This is a genomic window from Thermomonospora cellulosilytica (assembly GCF_014138835.1).
GTDB lineage: Bacteria > Actinomycetota > Actinomycetes > Streptosporangiales > Streptosporangiaceae > Thermomonospora > Thermomonospora amylolytica.
Genome location: NZ_JACJII010000001.1, coordinates 1,155,125 through 1,177,888, shown reverse-complemented (window position 1 = coordinate 1,177,888; position 22,764 = coordinate 1,155,125). Strand labels below are relative to the sequence as shown.

Here is a 22,764-nt window from a genome sequence, read left to right as displayed (position 1 = left end):
CGGAGACCCGGCGATCACTGCTCTGACCAGGCAAAAGACCGTCCCGCAAAAACCCGCACCGACCCCCGGCAGTGTGCCCTGCGTGTGCCTTGCCGGGACGGTGCGGGACGGCGGGGCACACCGGTGAACCGGGCGGATGTGCGGTGCGTCACAGGAACGGACTTCCCCGACCCCCGGAGCCGTCATGGCCGACAACCGCTTCCCGCCGCCGGTCGACCCCAGCCCCGAGCGCCGCCGGAACATCCTCCTCATCGCTGGCGCCGTCCTCGTGATCCTCATCGCGGTGGCGGTGCTGGGCGACTCGGACGAATCGGCCGACGGCCCCACTCTCGACGAGCTGCTCGCCACCAGTAGCCCGTCGTACACCCCTTCGCCCACCGCCACCCTCCTGACGGCCCTCAGCGACCGGGAGCGTGCCTTCCTGGAGGAGATGGGAGAAGAGCCGCCGTTCGACAGCGAGGATAAGGAGGCCCTCGGGAACGGGTGGTACGCCTGCACTGGCGACGACCGCGGCTACCTTGCCGACGACGAGTTTCCGGACGTGGACGGTCCACCCACGGCGCAGCTCCTGCGCGACAGCCAAGACACCGACGACGAGCCGCTGTACGAGGCGGCGATCACGCATCTGTGCCCGGAGCACCTGCCGCTGCTGAAGAAGGAGCAGGAGCGCCTGAAGGACAGCTTCGAGGACGGCACCTGGACCGTCGGTGAGGATGTCAAGCCGGGCACCTACCGCACTGACGGCCGGGTGACCAACTGCTACTGGGAGCGCTCGACGCGCGGCGGCGACACCATCGCCAACGACTTCGTCACCAACGCCCCGGGCGGCGTGACGGTGACGATCAGCCCCTCGGACGGCGGGTTCACCAGCGAGGGCTGCGACCGGTGGCTGCGCGTGCGCTGATCAGGTGCCGGCGGTCAGCGCCTGCAGTTCCCGGGCGGCGGGCAGCTCGCGGGCCTTACTCGGCAGCGTCCGCAGGATCTGTCCCGTCAGCACCACCCTGGCGGCGGTGGTGGCGTCTGGGTGGCGCTCCACGACGGTGAGGGCCTGCTCCAGGCCCGCCTCCACCTCCCGGGCCCGGATGAGCGCAGCCGCGTCCATGAGCTCCAGGTTCGAGCGGGGACCGTGCGCGTCGGACGGGTAGAGATCGAGGGCGTGCGCCACCGTCTCCCGGGCCCGGCTGTCCCCCGCGAGGATGTGCGCGTAGGACTCGGCCCACCGCAGCTGAGTCTCCCGGAACGCCAGGACCGACTGCTCCGTGTCCTGCGGGAACAGGTCGAACGTCCGCTTGAGGTCGGCCAGCGAGGCGTGCGCCTGGACGAAGTCGCCTTGGGCGGCCGTTAGGTAAACACGTGCGGCATAGGCCCGCGCCAGGCCAGCAGACGGTGTTCCGCCGCGATCTCGATCGCCTCGCCGGTCAGATTGGTGATGACGGTCTCGGGGCGCTCGCCCCAGCATGCGTCCTCAGCGGCCCTGCCACGGACCCAGATCTGCAGCTCGGCGTCCCCGGAGGCGTCGGCAGCTCGCCGAGCTGCACGCCCAGTTCCCGGATGCCCTCGCCTGGTACGGCGAGAAGTCGCGCTTGTGGCTGGCCGCGTCCAGCGGCGTGATCGGGCTGATCCAGGCGTCCAGCGCGGCGGACCTGGCGGCCCAGCTCGCCGCGTACTACAAGGCGCTCGCCCAGGCGTCCCGCCCCCAGGCCGTCACGGCTCCCACGCCTCGACCCCCCAGACCCCCCGCCCGGCACCCGCGCGACCGACCCAGCGCCGCATGCCGGGTGGGGCTGCTGACGGCGCGGTGGTGCGGTCGACGCCCCCGCAGCAGGCGTCCTGCACCACCGCGCCCACCAGCCCGCCCCGGCGTCCGACCCAGACCGGTCCCCGGCACGTTGCCGAGCCGACGCCCGGCAGGTTCCGGCGGTTCATGTCCGGCCTCGGACTCGTGGCGGCGGCATGATCACCACCGCCGAGGAGCGCAGCCGGGCGCTCAACACGCTCGCCGCCGTGCTGCGCGGCCAGGGCTACCGCGTCCTGATGACCGGCTACCACCTGATCATCACCGACCAGGACGGCCGGAAGGCCGAGGTGTGGGCCCAGCGGCGCGCCTCCGACAACGGGCGGCTGTGGTTCACTCGCGCCGGAGGCGCCCCGATCTGCGAGGCCACCCAGACGATGAACGCGGTCGTGGCCGTCAAGGGCATGCTCGCCGCCGAAGCCGGGAGCACGCCGTGAGCTCACCGGCCTCGTGAGCCGGGGCGGCGGCCCGGTGACCCCGCATGGACCGTCGTCCCTTCCATCGCCGTACGCCCCGGCAGCTCGCCCGGGGACCTGACCGGGGGTACGGCCGGCGGGGTCGCAGTGGGACGACGCTGCGACCCCGCCCTCAGCCCTTCACCGCCCTGCGGTCTGGTCGCCATGCCCACAGGCCAGCCGCCCATCGCGACAACGAAAGCCAGGAGAGATGACCCACCAGAACACCACCGTCCTACCGACCCCCTACGCCTCCCCACGGACGGCGACGGGTTCGGCCGCATGCTGCTGGACTGCTGGGCCGCCGGCCCCCGCCGGGCCGTGGCGCTGCAGGTGGTCGAGAGGGAAGACGGCTACGTGTCCGTGGAGGACTCGTTCCGCTACTTCACCGAGGAGCCGGACTGGCCCGCCGCGGAACGGCTGGCGGTGCGCAGGGCGCGGGGCCGGGTCCTGGACGTCGGATGCGCCGCCGGTCGGCACATGTTGGCCATTCGGGACTACGAGGTGGTCGGGATCGACCCCTCGCCGGGTGCGGTGCAGATCGCCCGCGAGCAGGGGTTGGACGTCCGGAAGGGGACGATCGCCCAGCCCGGCGACATCGGCACCTTCGACTCGATCATGATGCTCGGCGGGAACCTGGGGTTGCTCGGCTCCCGGGAGCAGGCCCCGGCGTGCTGGAGTGCCTGGCCGCGCTGGCGCGTCCCGGGGCCCACGTCTACGCGGTCGGCCACGACCCCTACACGGGACACCACGCCCTGCACCGTGCCTACCACGACCGCAACCGCGCGGAGGGCCGCCTCCCCGGCCAGGTCACGATGCGGCTCCGCTACCAGGGCCGGGTGAGCCCGTGGTTCGACCGTCTCCTGCTCTCCCAGGACGAGCTCGCCGACCTGCTGGAGGGCTCCCCCTGGAAGCTGGCGGCCTGTGGGACCCCGGACGGGCGCGGCTTCTACCTCGCCACGCTCCAGTTGGTGGCCTGACCGAACCGGCCCCGGCGGGGCGGGGCCGCGTGCTAGGACGGATCCATGAGCGACGACATCGCACGTGCCCTCGAACGCCTCACCGAGCGGGTGGAGGAGCTGAGCCGGCGGATCGGCGACGAGCCGAAGCCCCGGCATGCGGCCGACCCTGCCCACATGACGCCGCAGGACATCTACGACGTCCGGTTCACGACCACGCGGCTGCTGCCCGGGTATCACACCCCGGAGGTTGACGCCTTCCTGGAGCGGGTCGCGCTCGCCTTGGAGACGATCATCCGGGAGCGGGACGAGGCCCGCGCGCAGCTCGCCGCCCTCCAGGGCCGCTGAGAGGCTCGACATGGAACAGCTGCCTGTCCTGCGAGTGCGCGAGGCACTCGAGGCCCACATCAAAGTAATGCTGGAGGACGGCTGCACGCGCGTGAGCTGACCCCGAGAACGACGAAACGCCCCGGCCTAACGCCGGCGCGTTCGTTACGGCACCTCCTCCCGAACGCGAGGTTGCTCTCGGAGGAGCACGTCGTGATCCTGTGCGCGTCCAGCCCATGGCATGTTGAGCGGCCGTGCCGCCTGGTCGCTGGCGCGGTGTCGTCGGGATCCCCTTGCCAACGCCCTCAGCGTGCAGGTCGCCCAGGTCGCAGACGAGAAGGCCGTGGCTCTCCCGCCACCTTGTTCATCCCGCACGGCGTGCGGGGTTCCCCTACTAGCCAGTCACAGTTACGAACGAGATTGGCCCCTGGCAAAGCCATGTTTGATCCAGACACCCGCATGAGTGTCAGACCCGAAGGTTACGTTGATGGTGAGAGAACGGACTGTCCTAGGGAGCGATGATGTCGAAGGACCGGAAGGTCAAGACGTCCATACGCCGGCCGGATCCCGAGTGGGAGGAGCGGCAGCGGTCCGTGCAGGAAGCCTGGCGGCGGGGGCGGCAGGCGGCGAAGAAGAGCAGCTCAGCGGCAGCCAACCGGGGACGGATGTACCCGGGACGCGGGCGGACCAGGTGACCAAGGACTTCACCCCCCTGTTCGGCGCGCAGCATGAAGCCCGCTACCTGCGCCGCCAGCTCATCGAGCGGTACCAGGAAAAGCACGACTGTCGGCTCATCGTGATGATCGATGTGATCCACTCCGACAGCGTCACCTACTTCGCCGAGCTCCTCCACGACGCCGACCCGGATCAGGATCTGCATCTGCTGCTGTGTTCCCCTGGAGGGGACGGGGAGGTCGCCGTTCGGCTGGCCAGGCTCGCGCAGGCGAGCTGCCGGCGGTTCTGTGTCGTCATCCCCGACATCGCCAAGAGCGCCGCAACGATCCTGGCCCTGGGCGCACACGAGATCGTTATGGGCCCCAGCTCTGACCTGGGTCCCATCGACCCACAGATCTTCATCCCCGACCGCGGATTCGTCAGCGCCAAGGAGGTCATCGCCGCCGTCAACAGCGCGCTTTCTGACGTTGAGAGCCGCCCCAACACCGACCAGATCCACGCCATGCTGCTGGGAAGCGGCGCCATCGACGCCACCATATTCCAGTTCGCCCAGTCCGCTTTGGGCAGGGCAGACGACATTGCCCTCCAGGCGCTGAGCGCCAATCCCGACCGCACCCCGGAAGAGGCCAAGGAGCTTGCTGCACGGGTCACCGACCAGCTCGTGCACGACCCGCAGATGCACTCGGCCGTCGTCGGCGCGACCGAGGCCAAGGCCATGGGGCTTCCCATCCGGGAACTTGACGCCCAGTGCGAGGAGTGGCAGGAGATCTGGCGGATCTGGACGCGCTACTTCGCGCTCGGGGGCGTGCGGATGATGTCGATCTACGAGAGCAGGACCGCGTCGCAGGTGATGCGCGTCCCCTCTGAGTAGCCTTCATCTGACCTCGGACACGACGAAACGCCCCGCCCCCTCGGCCAGAAGCCGATCATCGGGGGCGGGGCGCTCGCATGGCAGGGCGTCTGCGCGCTACCTGTGCTCCCCAGCGGACACCAGGGGCCGCCCGTCAGCGTCGCGCGGATCGGCGACCGGGGTGGCCTTCGCCCGCACGTACAGGCCGTACACCGCCACCACGGCGGCCACCAGCACATCCATGTCGAACACATCCGTGTGGTCGACGTAGACGTTCCACAGCATCCGCGCCGCGGCGTACACCGCGGCGGCGGTCGAACCGACAGCGGCCGACTCCAATCTTGGGTTCAGCAGAAGGGGCACCCTGAGGCGGGGCATGATCTCCTCCAGCGGACACGGCCCCGGACATCCCTGGGGACATTTGAGCGGTGGATAGCGCGTCAGCGCAGGTCGGAACCTGGTAGGTGAGTGGACACGGGGATGGACACCGGAGACTGGATCGCCGTCGTTGCCGTACTGATTTCGGTGGCGTCCGTGTACTACGCGCACCGGTCGGCCAAGGCGAGCGAGACGTCGGCGGGCGCCGGACAGGAGTCGGCTCGCGCGGCGCACGAGTCAGCTCAGGCAGCCCGGGAGACCGTTCAGATCGAGGCCGAGCGGCGAGCCGAAGAACGCGAACGCCGCCACGAGGATCTGGGCCCCCCGCACCCTGGGGAGATCGTTGCCGAGTTGGAGGAGAGCCGCGGGCACGCAGCCCTATTCGGGTCGATCACAGTGCCGCGGGACTACCGGGTCCAGGCGGCGGCGCACATGCACGGCGGTTCCTCCACGCCGCTCAGCCTGCCGATCCTGCTGGAGGCCCACCAGCCCTACCGCTTCATGATCGAGCATTGGCCACCCGGCCAGACGGCCCCAAGACACAGCAGGTGCGCTTGCGGTTCTGGCCGCCGGCCGCCGATGTCGACGACGTGGAACCCTGGACATGCCCCTGCGGCCGGCCGGTGCGTGAGGGCCCCGACGGCGTAGGGCATTGGGAACTGAGAGTGCCGGTTCGCTATGAAGGCGGCCACTAGGCACCGGAGAGCATTCTCGCACGGAGCCCAACGGCCGGCGCGCTCACGATGTCCTGCTCAGGCCGTGTACCAGGCCACCTCCACGGCCGCGCCGACCTCCCCGCGCTCCACGGCGATCGCGTCGCACTGGTCCGGCAGGGCCAGCGACGCGGTGGGCTGCTCGGCGGTGAGCGTGATCTCCTTCACCGTCCAGCCGGTGCCGCCGCCCTTCCGGTGCATCGCCACCCGCAGCTTCACCTCCGGGACGCTGACACGGCTGGGGTCGGCGGCCACACCGAAGGTGGTGGCGCGGCCAGCCGGGATCGCGACCGGGGTCTGCGCGGCCGGACCGGTGGCCAGGGTGCCGTACGGCATGTCATCCTCCTGGGGGCCGAGAGTCAGAGTCTTGAGCTGGGCGAGGGAGCCGCGGTAGGCGTTGACGTCGCAGCGACCGGAGATCCCCGGGACGCTGGCGGAGCTGGAGAACTGGAGGATCTTCACAGACTCGCCGCCGAAGCCCGTCCACCAGTCGGCGGGCACCCGGGCGTACAGCGTCGCCGGGTCACCTTCGCCGCTGACGTAGTGGGACTGCCACAGGCCGTCGAAGAACGTCAGCTCCGGGCGGCCGGTCTGATCCCACCACCAGCGCGGGTAGTAGCCGAGCACCCGGTGCCCGCCGGTCAGGCGTTTGACCTCGGCGACCCACGCGCGGGCCTGCGCGGCGGTCGGCCGGGACCCCACGTCGCTGCGGGGCTCGACGTCCAGGGCGACGGCGAAGCGGGTGAGGTCGCCCGCCTTGTCCACGAAGTAGCGGGCCTGCGCCACCGGATCGGCATCGCTGCGCAGGAAGTGGTAGACCCCGGGCACGAAGCCCTCACCGAGGGCGAGCATCCCCCGGCGGTTATGCGGCCACGTTGGATTCGTGTAGCCGGTCCCCTCGGACACCTTGCTGAAGGCGAACCGCACGCCCGAGTCGTAGACGCGCCGCCAGTCCGGCTCGCCCTGATAGCTCGCCACGTCCACGCCGAAGAGAAGGGCAGTAGAAGGTTCTGGCACGTCAGCAGCGTAGGCAGGCCGGCCGTAGCCTGCGATGACATCGGCCGAACGGATGCGCCGCAGGCACCGGTCCCCGGAGACGGTGACGCTGCCGTGGCGGGACCTGGACGGCAAGCCGCACACCGCGAAGCTGTTCTTCCCGCATTCGGCCGGGACGGCGCTGCACCGCGATCGCTTCAACCTGGACATCTGGCGGCCGGCGCTGGAGCGGGCCGGGATCGTCGAGGCCCCGAAGCCCGGCGAGCGGCGCAAGCCGGCCCGCGAGCACGGCATGCACGCCCTGCGGCACTACTTCGCCAGCGTGCTGCTGACCGAGGGCGAGGCGGCGGTCCAGGCGGCCAGCGAGTGGATGGGGCACCACTCCCCGAAGATCACCTGGGACACCTACGCGCACCTGATGCCCAAGAGCGAGACGCGGATGCGCAAGCTCATCGACCGGGCACTCACCTCGTCGTCGAGTGCCCTGAATGTGCCCTCCCAGGCCAAACGATCAAGGAACGCCCTGGTCTAGCGGCCGGTGCTGCTGAAGTGCTGGTAGTCCTTGGTGCCGCTCCAGGTGCCGCCCCAGCCCCAGCCGATGGCGGCGAACGCCTTGACCACGTTGTCGCCCTTGTGGATGACGCCGGGGTCGGTGCGGCTGCGATCCTTGAACTTGACGCAGTCCTTGTGGGCGACGCGGCCGCCGGCGGTGACGTACGGGTTCTGGCACGGGTTGATGTCGATGGCCAGGCCGTAGGCGTGCTGTGACCAGTTGCCCGATCCGGTGGCCTGGCGGCAGTTGAACGCCGAGGTGTTGTTGGCCTCGATGGAGTCGAAGTCGCTGCCCCGGTACTTGTCGACCGGTTCCATCCGTTCGATCGGGTAGCGGTCCTCGAACAGCGTGCGGAACACGCCCACCAGGTCCTCGGCGGCCGAGGCGTTCACCACGAGCCGGCCGTTGTGGACCTGACCGTCCATCCCCCAGTGGGTCATGTCGATCGCCCGCAGCCCCGACACCGGCACCGGGCAGCCCGGCCGCCACGAGTACGGCAGGTCGGAACGGGACAGCCTCTCGATCGTCGCGGTGAACCGGGCCGCCTCGCGGTTCCGGCCACCGGGCGAGGCGGTCCCCGCCGCCGTGGGCGGAGCGGCGGTGCCTGCGGGGCGGCGGTCCGCGCCGTCGTCGCCACCGCCGCAGCCGGCCGCCGCGAGTCCCGCCAGCAGCACCGCGCCGATCAGCGGTTTCCTAGTCATTTCCCCAGCATGACACGGGTCCGGCGGGTGGCTCGAACCACGGCGTGGACGCTGGCCGCCAAGGGGGACGCCGGGTTACGGTGCTGCGGTAGATGGCGTTGTCCGCACCGCCCGGGGATCGCGATGACCGACCCGCAGCAGGACAGGGACGTTCCCACGCTCGAGGACGAGCTGCTCGGCCCGGCGTCCGAGGACGCCGATCGCGCGGTGCGCGCCGAACCGCTCATCAAGGTCCCCGCCGATCCGCCCTGGGAGCGCCTGTCCCGGCTGGACCGCGCGGACCTGCTGCGGGGCGCGGCCGGGTTCTGCACCTTCTGCTTCGTCGACCTGGTGATGATGTACGCGCCGCTGATGGGCGTGTACCGGTCGAGCCTGCTGCCCCAGTTCGTGGCGCTGCTGGCGGTGGCGTTCGGGCTGGGCGGGCTGCTGGTCTGGCAGGTGCGGGGGGCGTGGCGGCCGTTCGGGTACGGGATGATGCTCGCCTGGGTCACCCTCACCCTGATCTCGGTGGGCTTCCTCACCGGCGTGATGCGCTGAGGCGCGTTCCGGTCAGAAGCCGACCGTGGACAGCAGCGAGACCCGGCCGGAGGCCAGCTCGTAGTACGCCCCGACCAGGCCGAGCCCGCCCCTGTCGATGCGGGGCGCCAGCGCCGGGTCCCGCCGCAGCTCGGTGACGGTCCGCCGGATCTGCGCGTGCACCGCGCGGTCCACCGTGTCGCCGCCCTGGGCACGGGCCTCCTCGACGGCGGGCCGCAGGGCCTCGACCACGTCGGCCAGATGTCCCGGCGGTCGCCGCCCGCTCTCGATCGCGGCGACGGCGGCCTTGACGGCGCCGCAGTTCTGGTGGCCCAGCACCACGATGAGCGGGGTCCCGTCCTGCAGCGGCCCGTACTCGATCGAGCCCGTCACCAGGCCGTCCACCGTCTGCGCCCCGGTGCGGACCACGAACAGGTCGCCCACCCCCTGGTCGAACACCGTCTCCGGGGTGACCCGCGAGTCGATGCAGGTCAGCACGGTCGCGAACGGGTGCTGTGCGGCGGCGACCGCACGGCGCCGCTCGGGCGTCTGGTCGGGGTGGTCGAGCCGTCCCGCCACCCAGTGCATGTTGCCGACCGCCAGCCGTTCCCAGGCTTCGGCGGGCGTCAGGTGCCGTTCCACCGCCTGGGGAACGGCCCGGGTCAGCGGGGTCGTCGAGCATCCGGCCGCCAGCGGGCCGAGGGCGGCCAGGCCCGCGGCGCCGACCGCGCCGCGCAGCACCCGCCGCCGGGGAATTCGGGGGGGGTCGTCCATCGACCGGCGGTCCTTTCTGCTCATTCCATGCACGCGCGGCACATGGAATTGCGCGAGGACTGATGATCCTTACGCCGCATCGTAGGCAGTCGCCCGGACGGTGCGTTCACCCGCCCCGGCAATTCGCGTATTCACGCAGGTCCGAGCATTTCCCGCGCCCCGCAGGCGGTGTGCGGGAGCGGCCAGTCGCCGCGCGCCCTGGCCCGGCGGCCTGCGGGCTGCGCGATTTTCGCCCGGCGGAGGAATGGAAACGCCAGGTCAGCGGGATTGGGCTATGCGCTCGGTGACGGCGCGGAAGGCGCGGCCGATGGCCTTGAGGTCTTCCGGGTCGATGACATCGATGAAGAAGTCGCGTACGGTTTCGACATGGTCGCGGGCGGCGCGCTCCAGGGCGGCGAAGCCCTCCTCGGTGAGGTGGGCGAACACCCCGCGCTTGTCGTTGGGACAGGACTCGCGGCGGACCAGCCCCTTGGCCTCCAGCCGGGTGCAGGTGTGCGACAGCCGGCTGCGCGACTGGCTGGCGTGCTCGGCCAGCTCGGCCATCCGCAGGCAGCGCCCGGGGGCCTCCGACAGCCGCACCAGGATCTCGTACTCCGACTCCGACAGCCCGTGCCTGGTCTTCAGGTCACGGTCCATGACGTCATGCAGGCGGATGCTGCCGTCGACGAAGGCCCGCCAGTCCCGCTGCTGGTCGGCGTCGAGCCATCGGGGTTCACTCATGCCCTCCAGTATATCCTGAATATTTAAATTTCAACTATCTCCCCCCGCCACGGCACGGGCCCTGCGGGCCGATCCGCGTCCGGCGCACTCCCGGCAAGGCGTTCCGCCACCGGGCGTGAAAGCGAGAGAGTCATGGTCATGCAGATGAGCGTGCGTCCACGGGAGGCCGCCGACCGGCCGGCCGTCCACGCGTTCCTGGCCCGCAACCACAGCGCCAGAGTGGCCCGCCGGGGAGAACTGCTCGCCCCTCTCGATCACCCGGCTTTCGTGGCCGAGACCGATGACGAACGCCTGCTGGGCGTGCTCACCTGTGTCCCGGACGAGCTACCAGCGCCGCGGCTTCCGCCTCGCCGCCCTGCACCGCGACGCCGTCACCGGCTCCCGCGACCGGTTGAAGCCCGAGATCCCCCCGATCGGCGATCACGGCATCCCGATCCGCGACGAGATCGAACTGGAGAAGTCGCTCCGGTGACCCGGCGGCGTCCCGGTCCGACGGTGACGGAACGCCGTCCGGGTGGCGGGGATGTCGCGGGACGGGGTGTCACAGGGGCCAGGAATAGTTTATATTTCAACCACGTTCCACGGAGGCCGGAACGATCGCCTGGAGGTCCCGATGCCCGCCGTCACCGCCGACACCCTCACCCTGCCGCGCCTGCCCCGCATGCCGGAGTCCGAGCGGGCCGCCCGCCGGGTCGCCAAGGTCGTCCGCGCCCGCCGCTTCCTGGAGGGCGAGGGCTTCGAGGTCCGGCGGCCGTTCCCCGGCATGGACCTGTCGCTGGCCGACCCGTTCCTGCTGCTGGACCACATGGGCGCGGTGGAGTACGCGCCGGGCGAGGCGAAGGGGACCCCGTGGCACCCGCACCGCGGGTTCGAGACCGTGACCTACATCATCGACGGGGCGTTCCAGCACCGGGACACCACCGGCGGCGGGGGCCTGATCTCCGACGGCGACACCCAGTGGATGACCGCCGCCAGCGGCATCCAGCACATCGAGCAGCCGCCGCCCGAGCTGGTCGCCAAGGGCGGGCTGTTCCACGGCGTGCAGCTGTGGGTCAACCTGCCGCGCGCGCAGAAGTGGGCGCCGCCCCGCTACCAGGACATCCGCGCCACCGACATCAAGCTGCTGGCCGGTGCGGACGGCGCCTCCCTGGTGCGGGTGATCGCCGGTGAGCTGGCCGGGCACGAAGGCCCCGGAGTCACCTACACGCCGATCACCTACCTGCACGCCACCGTCTCGCCCGGGGCGCGGCTGACCATGCCGTGGCCGCGCGACTTCAACGCCCTGCTGTACGTGCTGTCCGGCGACGGCTTCGCGGGGCCCGAGGACCGCCCGGTCAGCGAGGGTCAGCTCGCCGTCTTCGGCGGCTCCCACCACACCGAGCACGGCGACGCGCTGACCCTGCGGGCCGCCGACACCCAGCCGCTGGCCGGCAGGAACGGCTGGGAGGTGCTGGTGCTGGGCGGCCTGCCGATCCGCGAGCCGATCGCCCGGTACGGCCCGTTCGTGATGAACACCCGCGAGGAGATCGTCCAGGCGTTCGAGGACTTCCAGGCCGGCCGCATGGGCACGATCCCGGCCGAGCACGTCCCCCACCGCTCCACCGCCGACGAGAACCTCGACGCCTGACCGCCCAGGCCCCGGCCGTTCGTGACGGCCGGGGCCTTCCGGTCAGGTGATGCGGTGCGCCGGTTCGTCCAGCCACAGGTGATCCCCGTCCGGAGTCACGGCCGCCTCCGGAAGGAGGCAGCCCTCGGCCTCATCCCGTTTCGGTATGTCCGGCCCGTCAAGCGCCCTCGGGTCATTGAGCGAGTGCGCCCTTCACGGCCACCACGGCGTCCATGATCTGGACGGCTTCGCAGATCGGCGCGCCGCCCGCCCTGGTGAACCACAGACGCCCGTTGTCGTCCGCCCGCGACTGCGCCCACACCTCGGTGGCCCGGCCAGTCCTGTCCTCGACCCGGAGGTGGTGTCCGGCGACGGTGACGCGGTAGCCCTGCCCGCGCAGCGCGGCGGCGAGGGCGTGGAGCGCCCGGTGCCGGTCGTCGTCGGTGGTCATCATGCGGTGATCCCGAGGCGGCGCAGGACCCGGTGGAGGCGGCCGGGCGTACGAGTCTCGCGCCGGTCGCGGGTGGCCGAGGTGGTGGGGGCGGTGGACCCCCTGGGGGTCTGAACCGCACCGCCCCTACCTGCCAAACGACGCTGCTCCCTCTGGATCGAGCGGGGCTCCTGGGGAGCCGCCGAAGACACGGGAACCGCCGAAGACACGGGAACCGCCGGAGGCATCGGGGCCGCTGGCGGCGCGGAACGCGCGGACGACGCGGGCGGTACAGGATGCGTGGGAGCCGCGATGGCCTGGCGGGAACGAGGTACGGCCATGGCCCGCTGGTGCTCGGCGAGCTTGTGGGCCAGGCCGCCGAGGGTGGTGTCGTACAGCAGGCCGGGCGCTCCGGGCGGCGCGGCGAACCACAGACCGGACTTCGGCCCGTACCAGGGAACGGCACTGGGGTACTGCGCATGCACCTCGGCGAGCAGCCTCCGCTGCCGTTCCTCCTTTGCCCGGGGAACGGAGATCGGCCACGCCGGCGGGGGCGCTAGGGTTCTGCTCACGTCAGGACTCACCTCCTGGCCAGGCCCCGGAACCCCTGGTGTGGGCGCACCAGGCCGGGGCCGCTTACACGTGCAGTGATGGGGCGGGTGTGCCGGAGATCCCGGATAAGGGAAATCCGACGCACCCGCGTCCACGTGGCCCGCAAAGGGCCTTGATCATCAGCCGCCACCGTGCCGGGCAAAAGGCCCTCCGTGCTCCCGCAGAATGGCCGGTCGTCAGGCGGCCGACGATTCCTGCGTTCGGCGGTGCACGGTCCCTCCCGGATACCGGGGCGACTGCGTTCAGTGAATCGACGTCACGTGCCGTACATCAAGAGGCATGATTGGGGTTATCTGCCGTAACCCCTGGGGTTACGGCCCGTACCCCCAGGGGCTTCGGAGGTGTGCGCGCCATGGCCAAGGAGACTTCCCCCGAGTTGCCGGCCCTCGGCAGGCGGCTGCGGGCCGAACGCGAACGCCGCGGGTGGGGCCGCCGGACCATGGCCCGGCATTTGCTCGATCACATCGACGACAGGCAGAAGCCCTCGCACGTCACCGTCGCCGGTTACATCAAGAACTGGGAGGCGGGCGAGGTCCGGATCACCGACCCGCGCTATCGCGCCGCCTACGCCGCCGCGCTCGGCATTCCCGAAGACGAACTGTTCGCCCTGCCGAACGTGCCCGTGAGCCCGCCGGGCACAGCAATGGAGGGTCTCCCGCCGGGTACCGTGATGGAGAGTCATACTCCCGGCCTTTGGGACGACGAAATGAGACGCCGTGCCGTTCTTGAACTGCTCGCCGCGGTGACCGCCGGGCAGGCCGTTCCCTCTGACGCACTGGAAACGATCTTCACGGGAGTGGAACGCGTCCTCGGCGCCCGTACCGATGTCGACGAATGGGAACGCGTGGTCGCCGAGTACGACCACCTGGTGAGCGTGCGGCCCGTCGGCTCGCTGATCAACGACATGGCGACCGACGTCGCCGCGGTGGGGCGCATCCTCGACCGGCCGCTGCCTCCCGCGGTGTCGGCCGGAATGCTGCGGGTCAGCGCCGGCCTGTCCGGGCTCCTGGCCGCGCAGTTCGAGGACGTCGGCCAGCGACAGGCCGCCCGGATGACATGGAGCATGGCCCGCCGCGCCGCCGACGCCTCCGGAGACCGCGCCCTGCGCGTGTGGGTCCGCTCCAAGGAGGCGAGCATGGCCCGGTGGAGCGACCGGCCTCCCGCCGTTGCCGCCGAGCTGGCCGACGAGGCCGTCCACATCGCCGGAGGCACCCCGTGCAGGGGCCTGGCCCAGGCTCACGCGGTACAGGCATCACTGGCCGCTCGACGCGGCGATGTCGCCGGCGCAAATGAAGCCCTGCAGGCCCTTGAGGAAGTGACGGAGCAAGGGGGCGGGCAGAGGTACCTGCATTTGAACGAGGCGTACGTTCACACGCTCACCCACGACCGCCGAGCCGGTGCGGCACTGAGCCGAGCCCTTGATCTCTCTCGTCCCGGCACCGTGGGCCGCAAAGAGCTGGATCTCATCCAAGCCATGGGTCTCGTCCGGGAACGCGAGATCAATGCCGGGCTCCAGCATGCGCTCACGACGGTGCAGGGCGGCCCGCTCCCCGCGTCGGGATTCCACATCGTCGGCCACATCCTGCACGACCTGCCGCCGTCAGCCCGCACACTCCCGGCCGCCCGCGAGCTACGTGCGTTGACCGCTGCCGTTTGAGCGGCCCGATGGCTCGGTGCGCAGGGACGGTCGCCAGTGTCCACACATCTCGTCCCAGACCATCGGATGAACGTTCGCGGGTCGGCCGGTGAGGGGACGGTGGTGACGGGCGGCCTGTTAAGCGCCTGGGGTCATTGGGCGAGTGCGGCCTTCTCTGTTCCGCCGCAGGTCAGGGCGCCGCTGATGGCTGTAGGCACCGGAGGGATGAGAAGGGCCGCCGCCCGACCGGTCGGACGGGCACAATGGCCGGGTGCTGCGGATGCGTCTTGCGACAAGCACCGACCGGCCTGAGGTCGCCCGGATGGTGCAGGCCCGCTGCGCCTGGATGGAACAGCGGGGGTTGCCGAGCTGGCGGGAGGCCCTGGACGACCTTGTCGCCCAATGCGACAACCCCGACGGCGACGTGTGGGTCCTTACCGATCCCGGCCGCGGCGTGGTCGGACAGACGGTCGTGCAGGAGCAGGGCCCGCCGTGGGGATGGACTGACGCTGAACGCGCTGAGCCCGCCCTGTACCTGTCGGGGTCGATCACCGATCCCGCCTACCGCGACCGCGACCCCCGGCCGGGGACGTTGATGGCGTGGTGGGCCGTGGACCTCGCGGCCCGCCTCGGCAAGCTGTGGGTGCGGCGGCACTGCCACTTCGCAGGGGTCGCCCGCTACAACCTGACGCAGGGCTTCACCCTTGTCCGCCAGGAGCAGCGGACGAGCGCCCGGCTCTACATGATGGCGCGCCCCGCCGAACGGCTCGACCTGTCCCCCTGGCCGGCCACCGGGACGGACGAGCCGGTCAGTACGCCTCGGGGCCGTCTGCGGCGCGGCGAACCACAGGCCGGACTCGGGCAAGGACCCTTCGTGCTCCCACCGAAAGGCCGACCGCCGAGCGGCTGACGATTCCTGTGTTCGGCGGTGCACGATCCCTCCCGATGCCGGGGCGACTGCGTTCAGTGAATCGACGTCACATGCCGTACATCAAGAGGCATGATTGGGGTCATCGACCGTAGCCCCTGGGGTTACGGCGCGTACCCCCAGGGGCTACGGAGGTGTGCGCATCATGGCCAAGGGGACATCTCCCGAGTCGGCGGCCCTCGGCAGGCGGCTGCGGGCCGAACGCGAACGCCGCGGATGGGGCCGCCGGACCATGGCCCGGCATTTGCTCGACCACATCGACGACAGGCAGAAGCCCTCGCACGTCACCGTCGCCGGATACATCAAGAACTGGGAGAACGGCGAGGTCCGGATCACTGATCCGCGCTATCGCTCCGCGTACGCCGCCGTGCTCAACATTCCCGAGGATGAACTATTCGGAGAAATCCCCCAATCCGGACTACCGTCGTCCGGCACCCTGACGGGTAGCGTGGACTTCGGTGTCATTCCCGACGAGGGAGGCGACGACGTGAAACGGCGCGCCGCGCTGCAGTTGCTGGCTGCGCTCGGGGCGGGGACCGCGATCCCGCCGGGTGCACTGGAGGAAGTGCTCGCCGGGGTGGACGCCGCCACCGGCGGTCCGGTCGACCTCGACGCATGGAATGCCACGGTCCGCGACTACGCCTTTCAGATCAATCGGACACCGATCGGGGCGTACCTCGATGACCTGATCGCCGACGTCATCAGCGTCGGGCGGCTTCTCGAACGCCAGCCTTCCGAACCCCTGCGGACCGGTCTGCTGCAGGTCAGCGCGGGCTTGTCGGCGATGCTGGCCATCGAACTCGGCGACGTCGGCAATCGGCGAGGCGCCCGGATGACATGGAGTACGGCCCGCCGCGCCGCCGACGCCTCCGGCGACCGGGGCCTGATGGTGTGGGTGCGGGCCCGTCAGGCCGAGGAAGGACTGTGGTCCGGGGCGTCTCCGGTCGGCATCAGGGAACTGCTCGCAGAGGCCATCGAGATCGCCGATGGCACGCCGTGCTCCGGCCTGCCGCGCGCCCATGCCATTCGTGCCTGCCTGGCCGCGGAGGCAGGCAACGTCGCAGTGGCGCGCCAGGAGATGAACACCCTGACCACGGTGTTCGAGCGGCTTCCCGAGTCCGTCACCACCGATCCGGGCACCTTCGGGTGGGGCGCGTCGCGGCTGCGGTGGAACGAGGCGTACGTCTACACCCTCACCGGCGATGACCGCGGCCCGGAAGCCGCGGACGAGGCGATCGCGCTCTACCCGCCGGGCACACTGGGCCCGGTCGCCAACCTGCGCATGATCCAGGCCATGGGCCTGGTCCGGCAGCGGGAGATCGACGCGGGCCTGGAAGCGTCTGTGGGAGTGCTGCACCAGTTGCCGGTCAGCCCGACCCGACGGCACATGGCCGGGCGGATCCTACGGCAACTGCCCGGCCAGGCTCACGCCCTACCCGCCGCCCGCGAGCTGCGCGCCCTGACCGCCGGTGCCTGACCGCCGGGCCGCAGCGATCTGTTCGGTCATCGGGTGCCCGCAGGGCGTCACACGGTTACCACCGTCACGGGTGAGGTAAGAGGTGCCGTTCCAGGTCCAGGACGGTGCAGCGTCCGGGTCGATCCGCAGGGTCAGCACAGCGCGCCTCCTTCCACACCGCCGGGCCCGGCCCCCGGCGAAGCACAGCGAGGGCCGGGCCCGGAACGGCTCAGCTCAGGATCAGGGGTTGTGCGGATCAGACAGCCTCAGACGGCCGTGGTGTCGTAGGTCTTGGCCCCGTCGGACGAACCCGACGCCTTCTTGTAGTCGTTGCGCACCGGCGGCGTCTGCACGACGTAGCGCGGTGCCCCGGTGAACAGGTGATCCACGTCCGGCCCCTGCATGTCGGGCGCGATGAACGCCTCCGGCAGGGAAGCCCGGCCGGTGTCGGGGGCGGTGATCGTCATGGGCTTCTCCCTCAGCGGTGCCGCAGCCCGCCCCCACAGCAACGGGGCGGTCGTCCTCATCGCAGCAGATCCGGCCGCCGATGGACAGCGCCTGCGGTATTGCCGGGGTGTTGCCTTTTTGTGGCGGTTGCGACGATTCCCAAGTCCGGGCAGGCCGGTCAGTACGCCTCGGGGCCGTCTGCGGCGCGGCGAACCACAGGCCGGACTCGGGCAAAGACCCTTCGTGCTCCCGCCGAAAGGCCGGCCGTCGAGCGGCTGACGATTCCTGTGTTCGGCGGTGCACGATCTCTCCCGATGCCGGGGCGACTGCGTTCAGTGAATCGACGTCACGTGCCGTACATCAAGAGGCATGATTGGGGTTATCGGCCGTAGCCCCTGGGGTTACGGCCCGTACCCCCAAGGGCTACGGAGGTGCGTGCGCCATGGCCACGGAGACAGATCCCGAGCTGCAGGCTCTTGGCAGGAGGCTGCGGACTGAACGCGAACGGCGCATAGGCGGCCGCCGGACCATGGCCCGTCTCCTGCTCGATCACATCGATGACCGGCAGAAGCCTTCGCACGTCACCGTCGCCGGATACATCAAGAACTGGGAGGCCGGTACGGTCCGGATCACCGATCCCCGCTATCGCGCAGCCTACGCCGCCGTCCTCGACATTCCCGAAGACGAACTGTTCAGCGTCGAGACGCAGCGACGTACGTTGGACTCGACGGTGATCCCGGATGAGGGAGATGACGACGTGGAGCGTCGCGCGCTGTTGCAACTGCTGGCTTCACTCGGAGCCGGGGCCGCCCTGCCCATTTCCGCACTGGAATCGCTCCGCGGCGATCTGGAGACCACGCTGAATACGGGTGCCGATGTCGAAGAGTGGGAACGCGTAGCGTGGGAGTACGGCCATACCTACGTGTCCACCCCTCCCGGCCGACTCGTCGCGGACCTGGCCGCCGATGTCGCGGATGTCCGGCGCCTGCTGAGCCGGACGACGAAGCCTGCGGTGCGCGCGAGGCTGGCGCGCGTCAGCGCCCAGCTCTTGACGCTGATGGCGGACGGCCTGCACAGCCTCGGCGTCACCGGCGCCTCCCAGCGCTGGGGGCGCACCGCCCGGCACGCCGCCGACGCCTCCGGCGACCCGGATATCGCCGCGTGGGTGCGCGCCCGCGAATCGTTCAACGCCCTGCACTCCGGTCGGGCGGTGCGGTCGGCCCTGCTGCTGGCCGAAGACGCGGTACGGATCGCCGGGAACAGACCCTCGCTCGGTGTCGTGGAGGCGCACAAGAACCGCGCCTATGCGCTGGCACGGCAGGGTGACGCCGACCAGTCCAGGAAGGCCGTCGACGCGATGCGGACGGCGTTCGAACGGCTGCCCGAGGAGGTCGTCTCCGAGACCGGCAGCCTGTGGGGCTGGCCGGAGCGAATCCTGTACCTGGCGGAAGGGTACGTGTCCACGATGCTCGGCGACCCCGCCGCCGTGGCCGCCCAGGACAAGGCCCTGGCGTCCTACCCCGCCGAGTGGCGGACGGACGTCGCCAAGATCCACCTCCTGCGGGCGATCACCCTCGTCCAGGACCGAGAGGTCGAGGCGGGCCTCGAACACGCCGTGACCGTTATGGAGGCCGTCCCGAGCGACCGGCGCCGCGGCAGCGTGCTGCATCTGGCGGCCAAGGTCACGGAGAACCTGCCCGGCCAGGCGCACATCCTGCCCGCCGCCCGCGAGCTACGCGCCCTGACCGCCGGCGTCTGACCACCCACCCGTACCCGAGCCCCGGCCGCCGCGACGGTCGGGGCTCGGGTGGTGTGGGAGGCTTTGGGGCATGGATGCGCCCGAATCGCTCGCCGAGGTCCGTTCCCGCATCGACGCGCTGGACGGTGAGCTCGTCCGGCTGCTCGCCGAACGTCAGGAACTGGTGCGCGCCGCCGCCGCGTTCAAGGCCGACGAGCAGGCCGTCCGCGCCCCCGACCGGGTCGAGCAGGTGGTCGCCAAGGTGCGTGCCCGAGCGGCCGAGGCGGGCCTGGCCCCCGAGGTCGCCGAGGCGGTCTGGCGCGCCATGATCGCCGCGTTCATCGACTACGAGCTGGCCCGTCACCGGGAGTCCGGTCGCTGAACGAGCGGCGGAAGGCGGCCCGACAGAATCGGGGAGCGGAGCTGGGGGCGTCGCGGAAAATCAGGCGGGGGGCGGGTCCCAGCGGGCCGACAGGAGCTCCTGGCCGGGTGGGCGGCCGGGCAGTGGGGCGGGGGCCGGGGCTCGGAGGCCGTCCAGGGCGATGCGGGTGATGCGGTCCCGGGCGGTGCGGGCGGCTTCGAGCAGGTCGGTGCGGCCCTGGCTGCCGAGCTGTTCGAGCAGCGGCGACCTGCCGAGTTGTTCGATCAGCAGGTGCAGGTCGACCACCGTGACGTCGGGTCTCAGCACGCCCGCCGCGTGGGCGCGTTCCACCAGGGCGGCGGCGGCCTCGTCGGAGCGGCGGTTCTTGTCGGCCATCTCGGGGGTGATCTCGATGGTGCCGGCGATGGGGGCGAGTGAGCCGGGACCCATGGCGACCGCGCTCCGGACGTAGTGGGCCAGGCCCTCCCAGGGGTCCTCGTGGGCCAGCCCTTCCTCGGCGGCCCTGAGCCACTGGTCGAGGGCCGTCGCGCACAGGTGCTGGAACAGCTCCTGTTTGGTGCGGTAGCGGCGGTAGAGGCTGCCGATGCCGACGCCCGCCCGTTCGGCGATCCTGGCCACGGACGCGTGCGCCCCGTCGATGGCCAGGACCTCGCGGGCGGCCTGGAGCAGTGCGCGGTCGTTGGCCTCGGCGTCGGCCCGCCGGGCGCGTTCTCTCGTCATCGCCTGCGACTCTAGCCCGGCTGTTGCGGAGTGAACCACTCCGGTTTAGCATGACAGCTATCCGGAGCAAATCGCTCCGCTTGATGCCGAGGAGACGGCGATGCAGAACGAGGAACAGGCCCGCGAGGCCATCCGGCGGCTGGTGGCGGAGGCCGAGGCACGGCAGAGCGACCCCGACCGCTTCCTGCCCCTGCACACCCCCGAGACCGTCGTGGTGAACTTCGCCGGCCGCCGCGTCCTGGGCGGCGACGCGCTCGAGCAGGCCATGCGCCAGGCCCTGCGGTCCCCGCTGGCGAAGGTCATCACCAGGAACGAGATCACCGACATCCGCTTCGTCCGTCCCGACGTCGCCATCGTGAGCTGCGTCAAGCACGTCTTCGACGAGCGGGACGGGGACGCCCCCGCCCTGCCCGCGACGGCCGGCAATCTCACCTACGTCGTCGTCCGCGACCAGGACGACTGGCGCATCGCCCTGGCCCAGACCACGCCGATCAGGGCCGCGTGACGTTCCTCCGCACCGCCCTCCTCGATCGGACGACCGGCGCTCAGGTACGGGAGAGGAGGGCGCGGAGGATCGGCGCGGAGCGGGTCCACAGGACGGCGCCGGTCGGGGCTTCGGATGAACGTTCGCGGGTCAGCCGGTGAGGGGAACGGTGGTGACGGGATCCCAGCGGTAGAGGTGGCCGTCGCGGACCTGTTCGACCAGGTGGGCCTGGTGGACGGTCAGTTCGCAGGGGGCGGGGAGGTCGGCGAGGGCCTCGTGGATGGGGACGACCGGAACGTCGCTGTTGCTGTAGGCGACGGTCACGTGCGGGGTCCAGTCGGGGTGGTCGGCGAGCTGGTGCGCCGTGACGGTACGGGCGACGCATGTGCGGATGGCCTCGCGCACGGGGTCCAGGGCGCGTTCCGGCTCGATCCCCACCGCCACGCCCTCGTCGTACAGGTAGAGGCGGCCGACCCGCACGGTGACCGGCGGCAGGGAGCGGAACTCCTCGGTCACGGCCGACACCATCGCGTCAACCTCGGCGCCGGGGATCTCGTCGGCGAACCCCACGATCTGCGTCGTCATGTGCAGCCACTGGTCGGGAACGGGATCGAGCCCCGGCAACCCCGTGAGGCGTTCACGGAACTTCCCGACCAGAGCACGCAGCTCAGGCCGCTCCTCCACCAGCAGATGCCACAGCAGCACACGCCGCCCCGGCCGCACTCCCGGCCGCCACCACCAGTGGTCCCGCAACTGCTCGAGCACAGGCCCTCCCTCGAACGCACGCCCGTTCGTCCAACCCAAAAGTGTCGCTCGCCGGACCCGTACTGAGGCGGGTGATCTCCGAACCGGTGCGCTACTACGCGGATCTCCTCCGCGAATCCCAGATGGGCGATGGGCTGAGCTGGACGGTGATCGACGCCCTCGCCCGCCCCGCCTGAAGGGGAGAACGCCCCTGGCACGGCACCGCCCACGCCGTCCGGGGAGGGGACGTCCGTGCAGCAGACTGGCTGTGTCAGGTGACCGGCACGACGGAAGGACGTTCATGAGCCACCAAGCCATCGCGATCACGGGGGCCACGGGGCGGCTCGGCGGACGGGTGGCCCGGCGGCTGGCCGACGCGGGGATCCCGCAGACCATGGTGGTGCGCGACCCCGCCCGCGCCCCGCACCTGCCCGGCGCCACCGTCGTCCGGGGCGAGTTCGGGGACCGGGACGCCGTCCGCGACGCCCTGAGGGGCATGGACCTGGTCCTCATGGTGTCGGCGTCCGAGAGCGCCGAGCGTCTCGACCACCACCGGACGTTCGTGGACGCCGCGGCCGAGGCGGGCGTGGGGCACCTGGTCTACGTCTCGTTCTACGGGGCCGCGCCGGACGCCACGTTCACGCTGGCGCGCGACCACTGGGCGACCGAGGAGCACATCCGCGCCAGCGGCCTGAAGTTCACGTTCCTGCGCGACAACCTGTACGCCGACTTCCTGCCGTTCATGGTGGGGGAGGACGGCGTCATCCGCGGGCCCGCGGGCGACGGGCGCGCGGCGGTGGTGGCCCAGGACGACATCGCCGACGCCGCCGTGGCCGTGCTGCGCGACGCCGCCGACCACGCCGGGGCGACCTACTCCCTGACCGGCCCGGACTCCCTGAGCATGGAGGAGATGGCCGCCATCATCACCAAGACCACCGGCCGCAGCGTCACGTTCCACAACGAGACGGTGGAGGAGGCCTACCGGTCTCGCGCCTCCTACGGGGCGCCCGACTGGCAGGTGGACGCCTGGGTCTCCACCTACACGGCCATGGCGAACGGCGAGCTGGCCGAGGTCACCGACCACGTCCCCCTGCTCACCGGCCACCCGGCCACCCCGCTGTCCGACGTGCTGCGCCCCGGCCGCTGAGCCCGCGGGCCGGGGTCGCCCC

General features: G+C 71.1%; 26 protein-coding genes and 1 pseudogene. 17 read left to right on the top strand and 10 right to left on the bottom strand.

Features of this window, described 5'->3' with window-relative positions:
- Window positions 1–184 precede the first annotated feature (184 nt).
- Complete coding sequence (locus HNR21_RS05710; RefSeq protein WP_182704354.1) at window positions 185–904, top strand: Rv1352/Rv1906c domain-containing protein; 720 nt, start codon at window positions 185–187, stop codon at window positions 902–904.
- On the opposite strand, the gene HNR21_RS05705 is transcribed toward HNR21_RS05710, so the two are convergent.
- Window positions 905–1,459, bottom strand: coding sequence for a hypothetical protein (locus tag HNR21_RS05705; RefSeq protein ID WP_182704353.1), 555 nt, complete (start codon window positions 1,457–1,459; stop codon window positions 905–907).
- A 494-nt stretch (window positions 1,460–1,953) separates the two neighbouring features.
- Here HNR21_RS05705 and HNR21_RS05700 point away from each other — a divergent pair, with 494 nt between their 5' ends.
- The 5 genes and pseudogenes from HNR21_RS05700 to HNR21_RS05680 all read left to right on the top strand — a co-directional run bounded on the left by HNR21_RS05700 (window position 1,954) and on the right by HNR21_RS05680 (window position 5,082).
- Window positions 1,954–2,232 carry a hypothetical protein gene (locus HNR21_RS05700; protein ID WP_182704352.1) on the top strand — a complete coding sequence of 93 codons (279 nt, stop codon included), beginning with the start codon at window positions 1,954–1,956 and terminating at the stop codon, window positions 2,230–2,232.
- 183 nt (window positions 2,233–2,415) lie between these two features.
- Window positions 2,416–2,844: pseudogene (locus HNR21_RS36560) on the top strand (class I SAM-dependent methyltransferase); the annotation flags it as partial.
- Window positions 2,845–2,921: 77 nt separating this feature from the next.
- On the top strand, window positions 2,922–3,230 hold the full coding sequence (locus tag HNR21_RS35030) for a hypothetical protein (RefSeq protein WP_246441989.1): 309 nt from the start codon (window positions 2,922–2,924) through the stop codon (window positions 3,228–3,230).
- 45 nt (window positions 3,231–3,275) lie between these two features.
- Window positions 3,276–3,557, top strand: a complete 282-nt coding sequence (locus HNR21_RS05685; protein WP_182704349.1) for a DivIVA domain-containing protein — start codon at window positions 3,276–3,278, stop codon at window positions 3,555–3,557.
- 670 nt (window positions 3,558–4,227) lie between these two features.
- Complete coding sequence (locus HNR21_RS05680) at window positions 4,228–5,082, top strand: SDH family Clp fold serine proteinase (RefSeq protein ID WP_182704348.1); 855 nt, start codon at window positions 4,228–4,230, stop codon at window positions 5,080–5,082.
- A gap of 96 nt (window positions 5,083–5,178) precedes the next feature.
- Here HNR21_RS05680 and HNR21_RS05675 read toward each other — a convergent pair whose 3' ends face one another.
- A complete protein-coding gene (locus HNR21_RS05675) occupies window positions 5,179–5,439 on the bottom strand; it encodes a hypothetical protein (protein ID WP_220500048.1) in 261 nt (86 codons plus the stop codon).
- Between the two features lie 752 nt (window positions 5,440–6,191).
- The gene (locus HNR21_RS05670) at window positions 6,192–7,169 is read right to left on the bottom strand and encodes a glycoside hydrolase family 25 protein (RefSeq protein ID WP_182704346.1); all 978 of its coding nucleotides are present in this window, start codon (window positions 7,167–7,169) and stop codon (window positions 6,192–6,194) included.
- A gap of 34 nt (window positions 7,170–7,203) precedes the next feature.
- Here HNR21_RS05670 and HNR21_RS05665 point away from each other — a divergent pair, with 34 nt between their 5' ends.
- A complete protein-coding gene (locus HNR21_RS05665) occupies window positions 7,204–7,680 on the top strand; it encodes a site-specific integrase (RefSeq protein WP_182704345.1) in 477 nt (158 codons plus the stop codon).
- Here the strand turns inward: HNR21_RS05665 and HNR21_RS05660 are convergent.
- A complete protein-coding gene (locus tag HNR21_RS05660) occupies window positions 7,677–8,402 on the bottom strand; it encodes a M15 family metallopeptidase (RefSeq protein ID WP_182704344.1) in 726 nt (241 codons plus the stop codon). The genes HNR21_RS05665 and HNR21_RS05660 overlap by 4 nt on opposite strands.
- A 123-nt stretch (window positions 8,403–8,525) precedes the next feature.
- Here HNR21_RS05660 and HNR21_RS05655 point away from each other — a divergent pair, with 123 nt between their 5' ends.
- Entirely contained in the window at window positions 8,526–8,939 is a 414-nt protein-coding gene (locus HNR21_RS05655) for a hypothetical protein (protein WP_119726388.1), read from the top strand.
- Window positions 8,940–8,951: 12 nt separating this feature from the next.
- Here HNR21_RS05655 and HNR21_RS05650 read toward each other — a convergent pair whose 3' ends face one another.
- Window positions 8,952–9,692, bottom strand: coding sequence for a carbonic anhydrase (locus tag HNR21_RS05650; RefSeq protein ID WP_182704343.1), 741 nt, complete (start codon window positions 9,690–9,692; stop codon window positions 8,952–8,954).
- 258 nt (window positions 9,693–9,950) lie between these two features.
- Entirely contained in the window at window positions 9,951–10,412 is a 462-nt protein-coding gene (locus HNR21_RS05645) for a MarR family winged helix-turn-helix transcriptional regulator (RefSeq protein ID WP_119726386.1), read from the bottom strand.
- 310 nt (window positions 10,413–10,722) lie between these two features.
- Here HNR21_RS05645 and HNR21_RS34590 point away from each other — a divergent pair, with 310 nt between their 5' ends.
- Both HNR21_RS34590 and HNR21_RS05635 read left to right on the top strand, forming a co-directional pair.
- Window positions 10,723–10,884, top strand: a complete 162-nt coding sequence (locus HNR21_RS34590) for a hypothetical protein (protein WP_220500047.1) — start codon at window positions 10,723–10,725, stop codon at window positions 10,882–10,884.
- A gap of 141 nt (window positions 10,885–11,025) precedes the next feature.
- Complete coding sequence (locus tag HNR21_RS05635) at window positions 11,026–12,039, top strand: pirin family protein (RefSeq protein ID WP_182704342.1); 1,014 nt, start codon at window positions 11,026–11,028, stop codon at window positions 12,037–12,039.
- 172 nt (window positions 12,040–12,211) lie between these two features.
- On the opposite strand, the gene HNR21_RS05630 is transcribed toward HNR21_RS05635, so the two are convergent.
- Window positions 12,212–12,472 carry a hypothetical protein gene (locus tag HNR21_RS05630; RefSeq protein ID WP_182704341.1) on the bottom strand — a complete coding sequence of 87 codons (261 nt, stop codon included), beginning with the start codon at window positions 12,470–12,472 and terminating at the stop codon, window positions 12,212–12,214.
- Between the two features lie 940 nt (window positions 12,473–13,412).
- Between HNR21_RS05630 and HNR21_RS05625 the strand changes: the two genes are divergently transcribed.
- From HNR21_RS05625 to HNR21_RS05615, 3 genes are all read left to right on the top strand, one after another.
- Window positions 13,413–14,717, top strand: coding sequence for an NsdA family TPR-like regulatory protein (locus tag HNR21_RS05625; protein ID WP_246441984.1), 1,305 nt, complete (start codon window positions 13,413–13,415; stop codon window positions 14,715–14,717).
- A gap of 259 nt (window positions 14,718–14,976) precedes the next feature.
- Window positions 14,977–15,606, top strand: a complete 630-nt coding sequence (locus HNR21_RS05620; protein ID WP_312880860.1) for a GNAT family N-acetyltransferase — start codon at window positions 14,977–14,979, stop codon at window positions 15,604–15,606.
- Between the two features lie 163 nt (window positions 15,607–15,769).
- The gene (locus HNR21_RS05615; RefSeq protein ID WP_220500046.1) at window positions 15,770–17,101 is read left to right on the top strand and encodes an NsdA family TPR-like regulatory protein; all 1,332 of its coding nucleotides are present in this window, start codon (window positions 15,770–15,772) and stop codon (window positions 17,099–17,101) included.
- A gap of 245 nt (window positions 17,102–17,346) precedes the next feature.
- Here the strand turns inward: HNR21_RS05615 and HNR21_RS05610 are convergent, their stop codons facing one another.
- Complete coding sequence (locus tag HNR21_RS05610) at window positions 17,347–17,547, bottom strand: hypothetical protein (RefSeq protein WP_119726381.1); 201 nt, start codon at window positions 17,545–17,547, stop codon at window positions 17,347–17,349.
- A gap of 422 nt (window positions 17,548–17,969) precedes the next feature.
- Between HNR21_RS05610 and HNR21_RS05605 the strand changes: the two genes are divergently transcribed.
- Both HNR21_RS05605 and HNR21_RS05600 read left to right on the top strand, forming a co-directional pair.
- Entirely contained in the window at window positions 17,970–19,286 is a 1,317-nt protein-coding gene (locus tag HNR21_RS05605) for an NsdA family TPR-like regulatory protein (protein WP_182704340.1), read from the top strand.
- Between the two features lie 70 nt (window positions 19,287–19,356).
- Window positions 19,357–19,647, top strand: a complete 291-nt coding sequence (locus tag HNR21_RS05600) for a chorismate mutase (protein ID WP_182704339.1) — start codon at window positions 19,357–19,359, stop codon at window positions 19,645–19,647.
- A 60-nt stretch (window positions 19,648–19,707) separates the two neighbouring features.
- Here the strand turns inward: HNR21_RS05600 and HNR21_RS05595 are convergent, their stop codons facing one another.
- Window positions 19,708–20,367 carry a TetR/AcrR family transcriptional regulator gene (locus tag HNR21_RS05595; protein WP_182704338.1) on the bottom strand — a complete coding sequence of 220 codons (660 nt, stop codon included), beginning with the start codon at window positions 20,365–20,367 and terminating at the stop codon, window positions 19,708–19,710.
- Window positions 20,368–20,467: 100 nt separating this feature from the next.
- Between HNR21_RS05595 and HNR21_RS05590 the strand changes: the two genes are divergently transcribed.
- A complete protein-coding gene (locus HNR21_RS05590) occupies window positions 20,468–20,872 on the top strand; it encodes an SgcJ/EcaC family oxidoreductase (protein WP_119726377.1) in 405 nt (134 codons plus the stop codon).
- 129 nt (window positions 20,873–21,001) lie between these two features.
- Here the strand turns inward: HNR21_RS05590 and HNR21_RS35890 are convergent, their stop codons facing one another.
- On the bottom strand, window positions 21,002–21,616 hold the full coding sequence (locus HNR21_RS35890) for a 2'-5' RNA ligase family protein (protein WP_182704337.1): 615 nt from the start codon (window positions 21,614–21,616) through the stop codon (window positions 21,002–21,004).
- Between the two features lie 280 nt (window positions 21,617–21,896).
- Here HNR21_RS35890 and HNR21_RS05580 point away from each other — a divergent pair, with 280 nt between their 5' ends.
- Window positions 21,897–22,742 (top strand): SDR family oxidoreductase, encoded by an 846-nt coding sequence (locus HNR21_RS05580; RefSeq protein WP_119726375.1) that lies wholly within the window; start codon window positions 21,897–21,899, stop codon window positions 22,740–22,742.
- Window positions 22,743–22,764 lie beyond the last annotated feature (22 nt).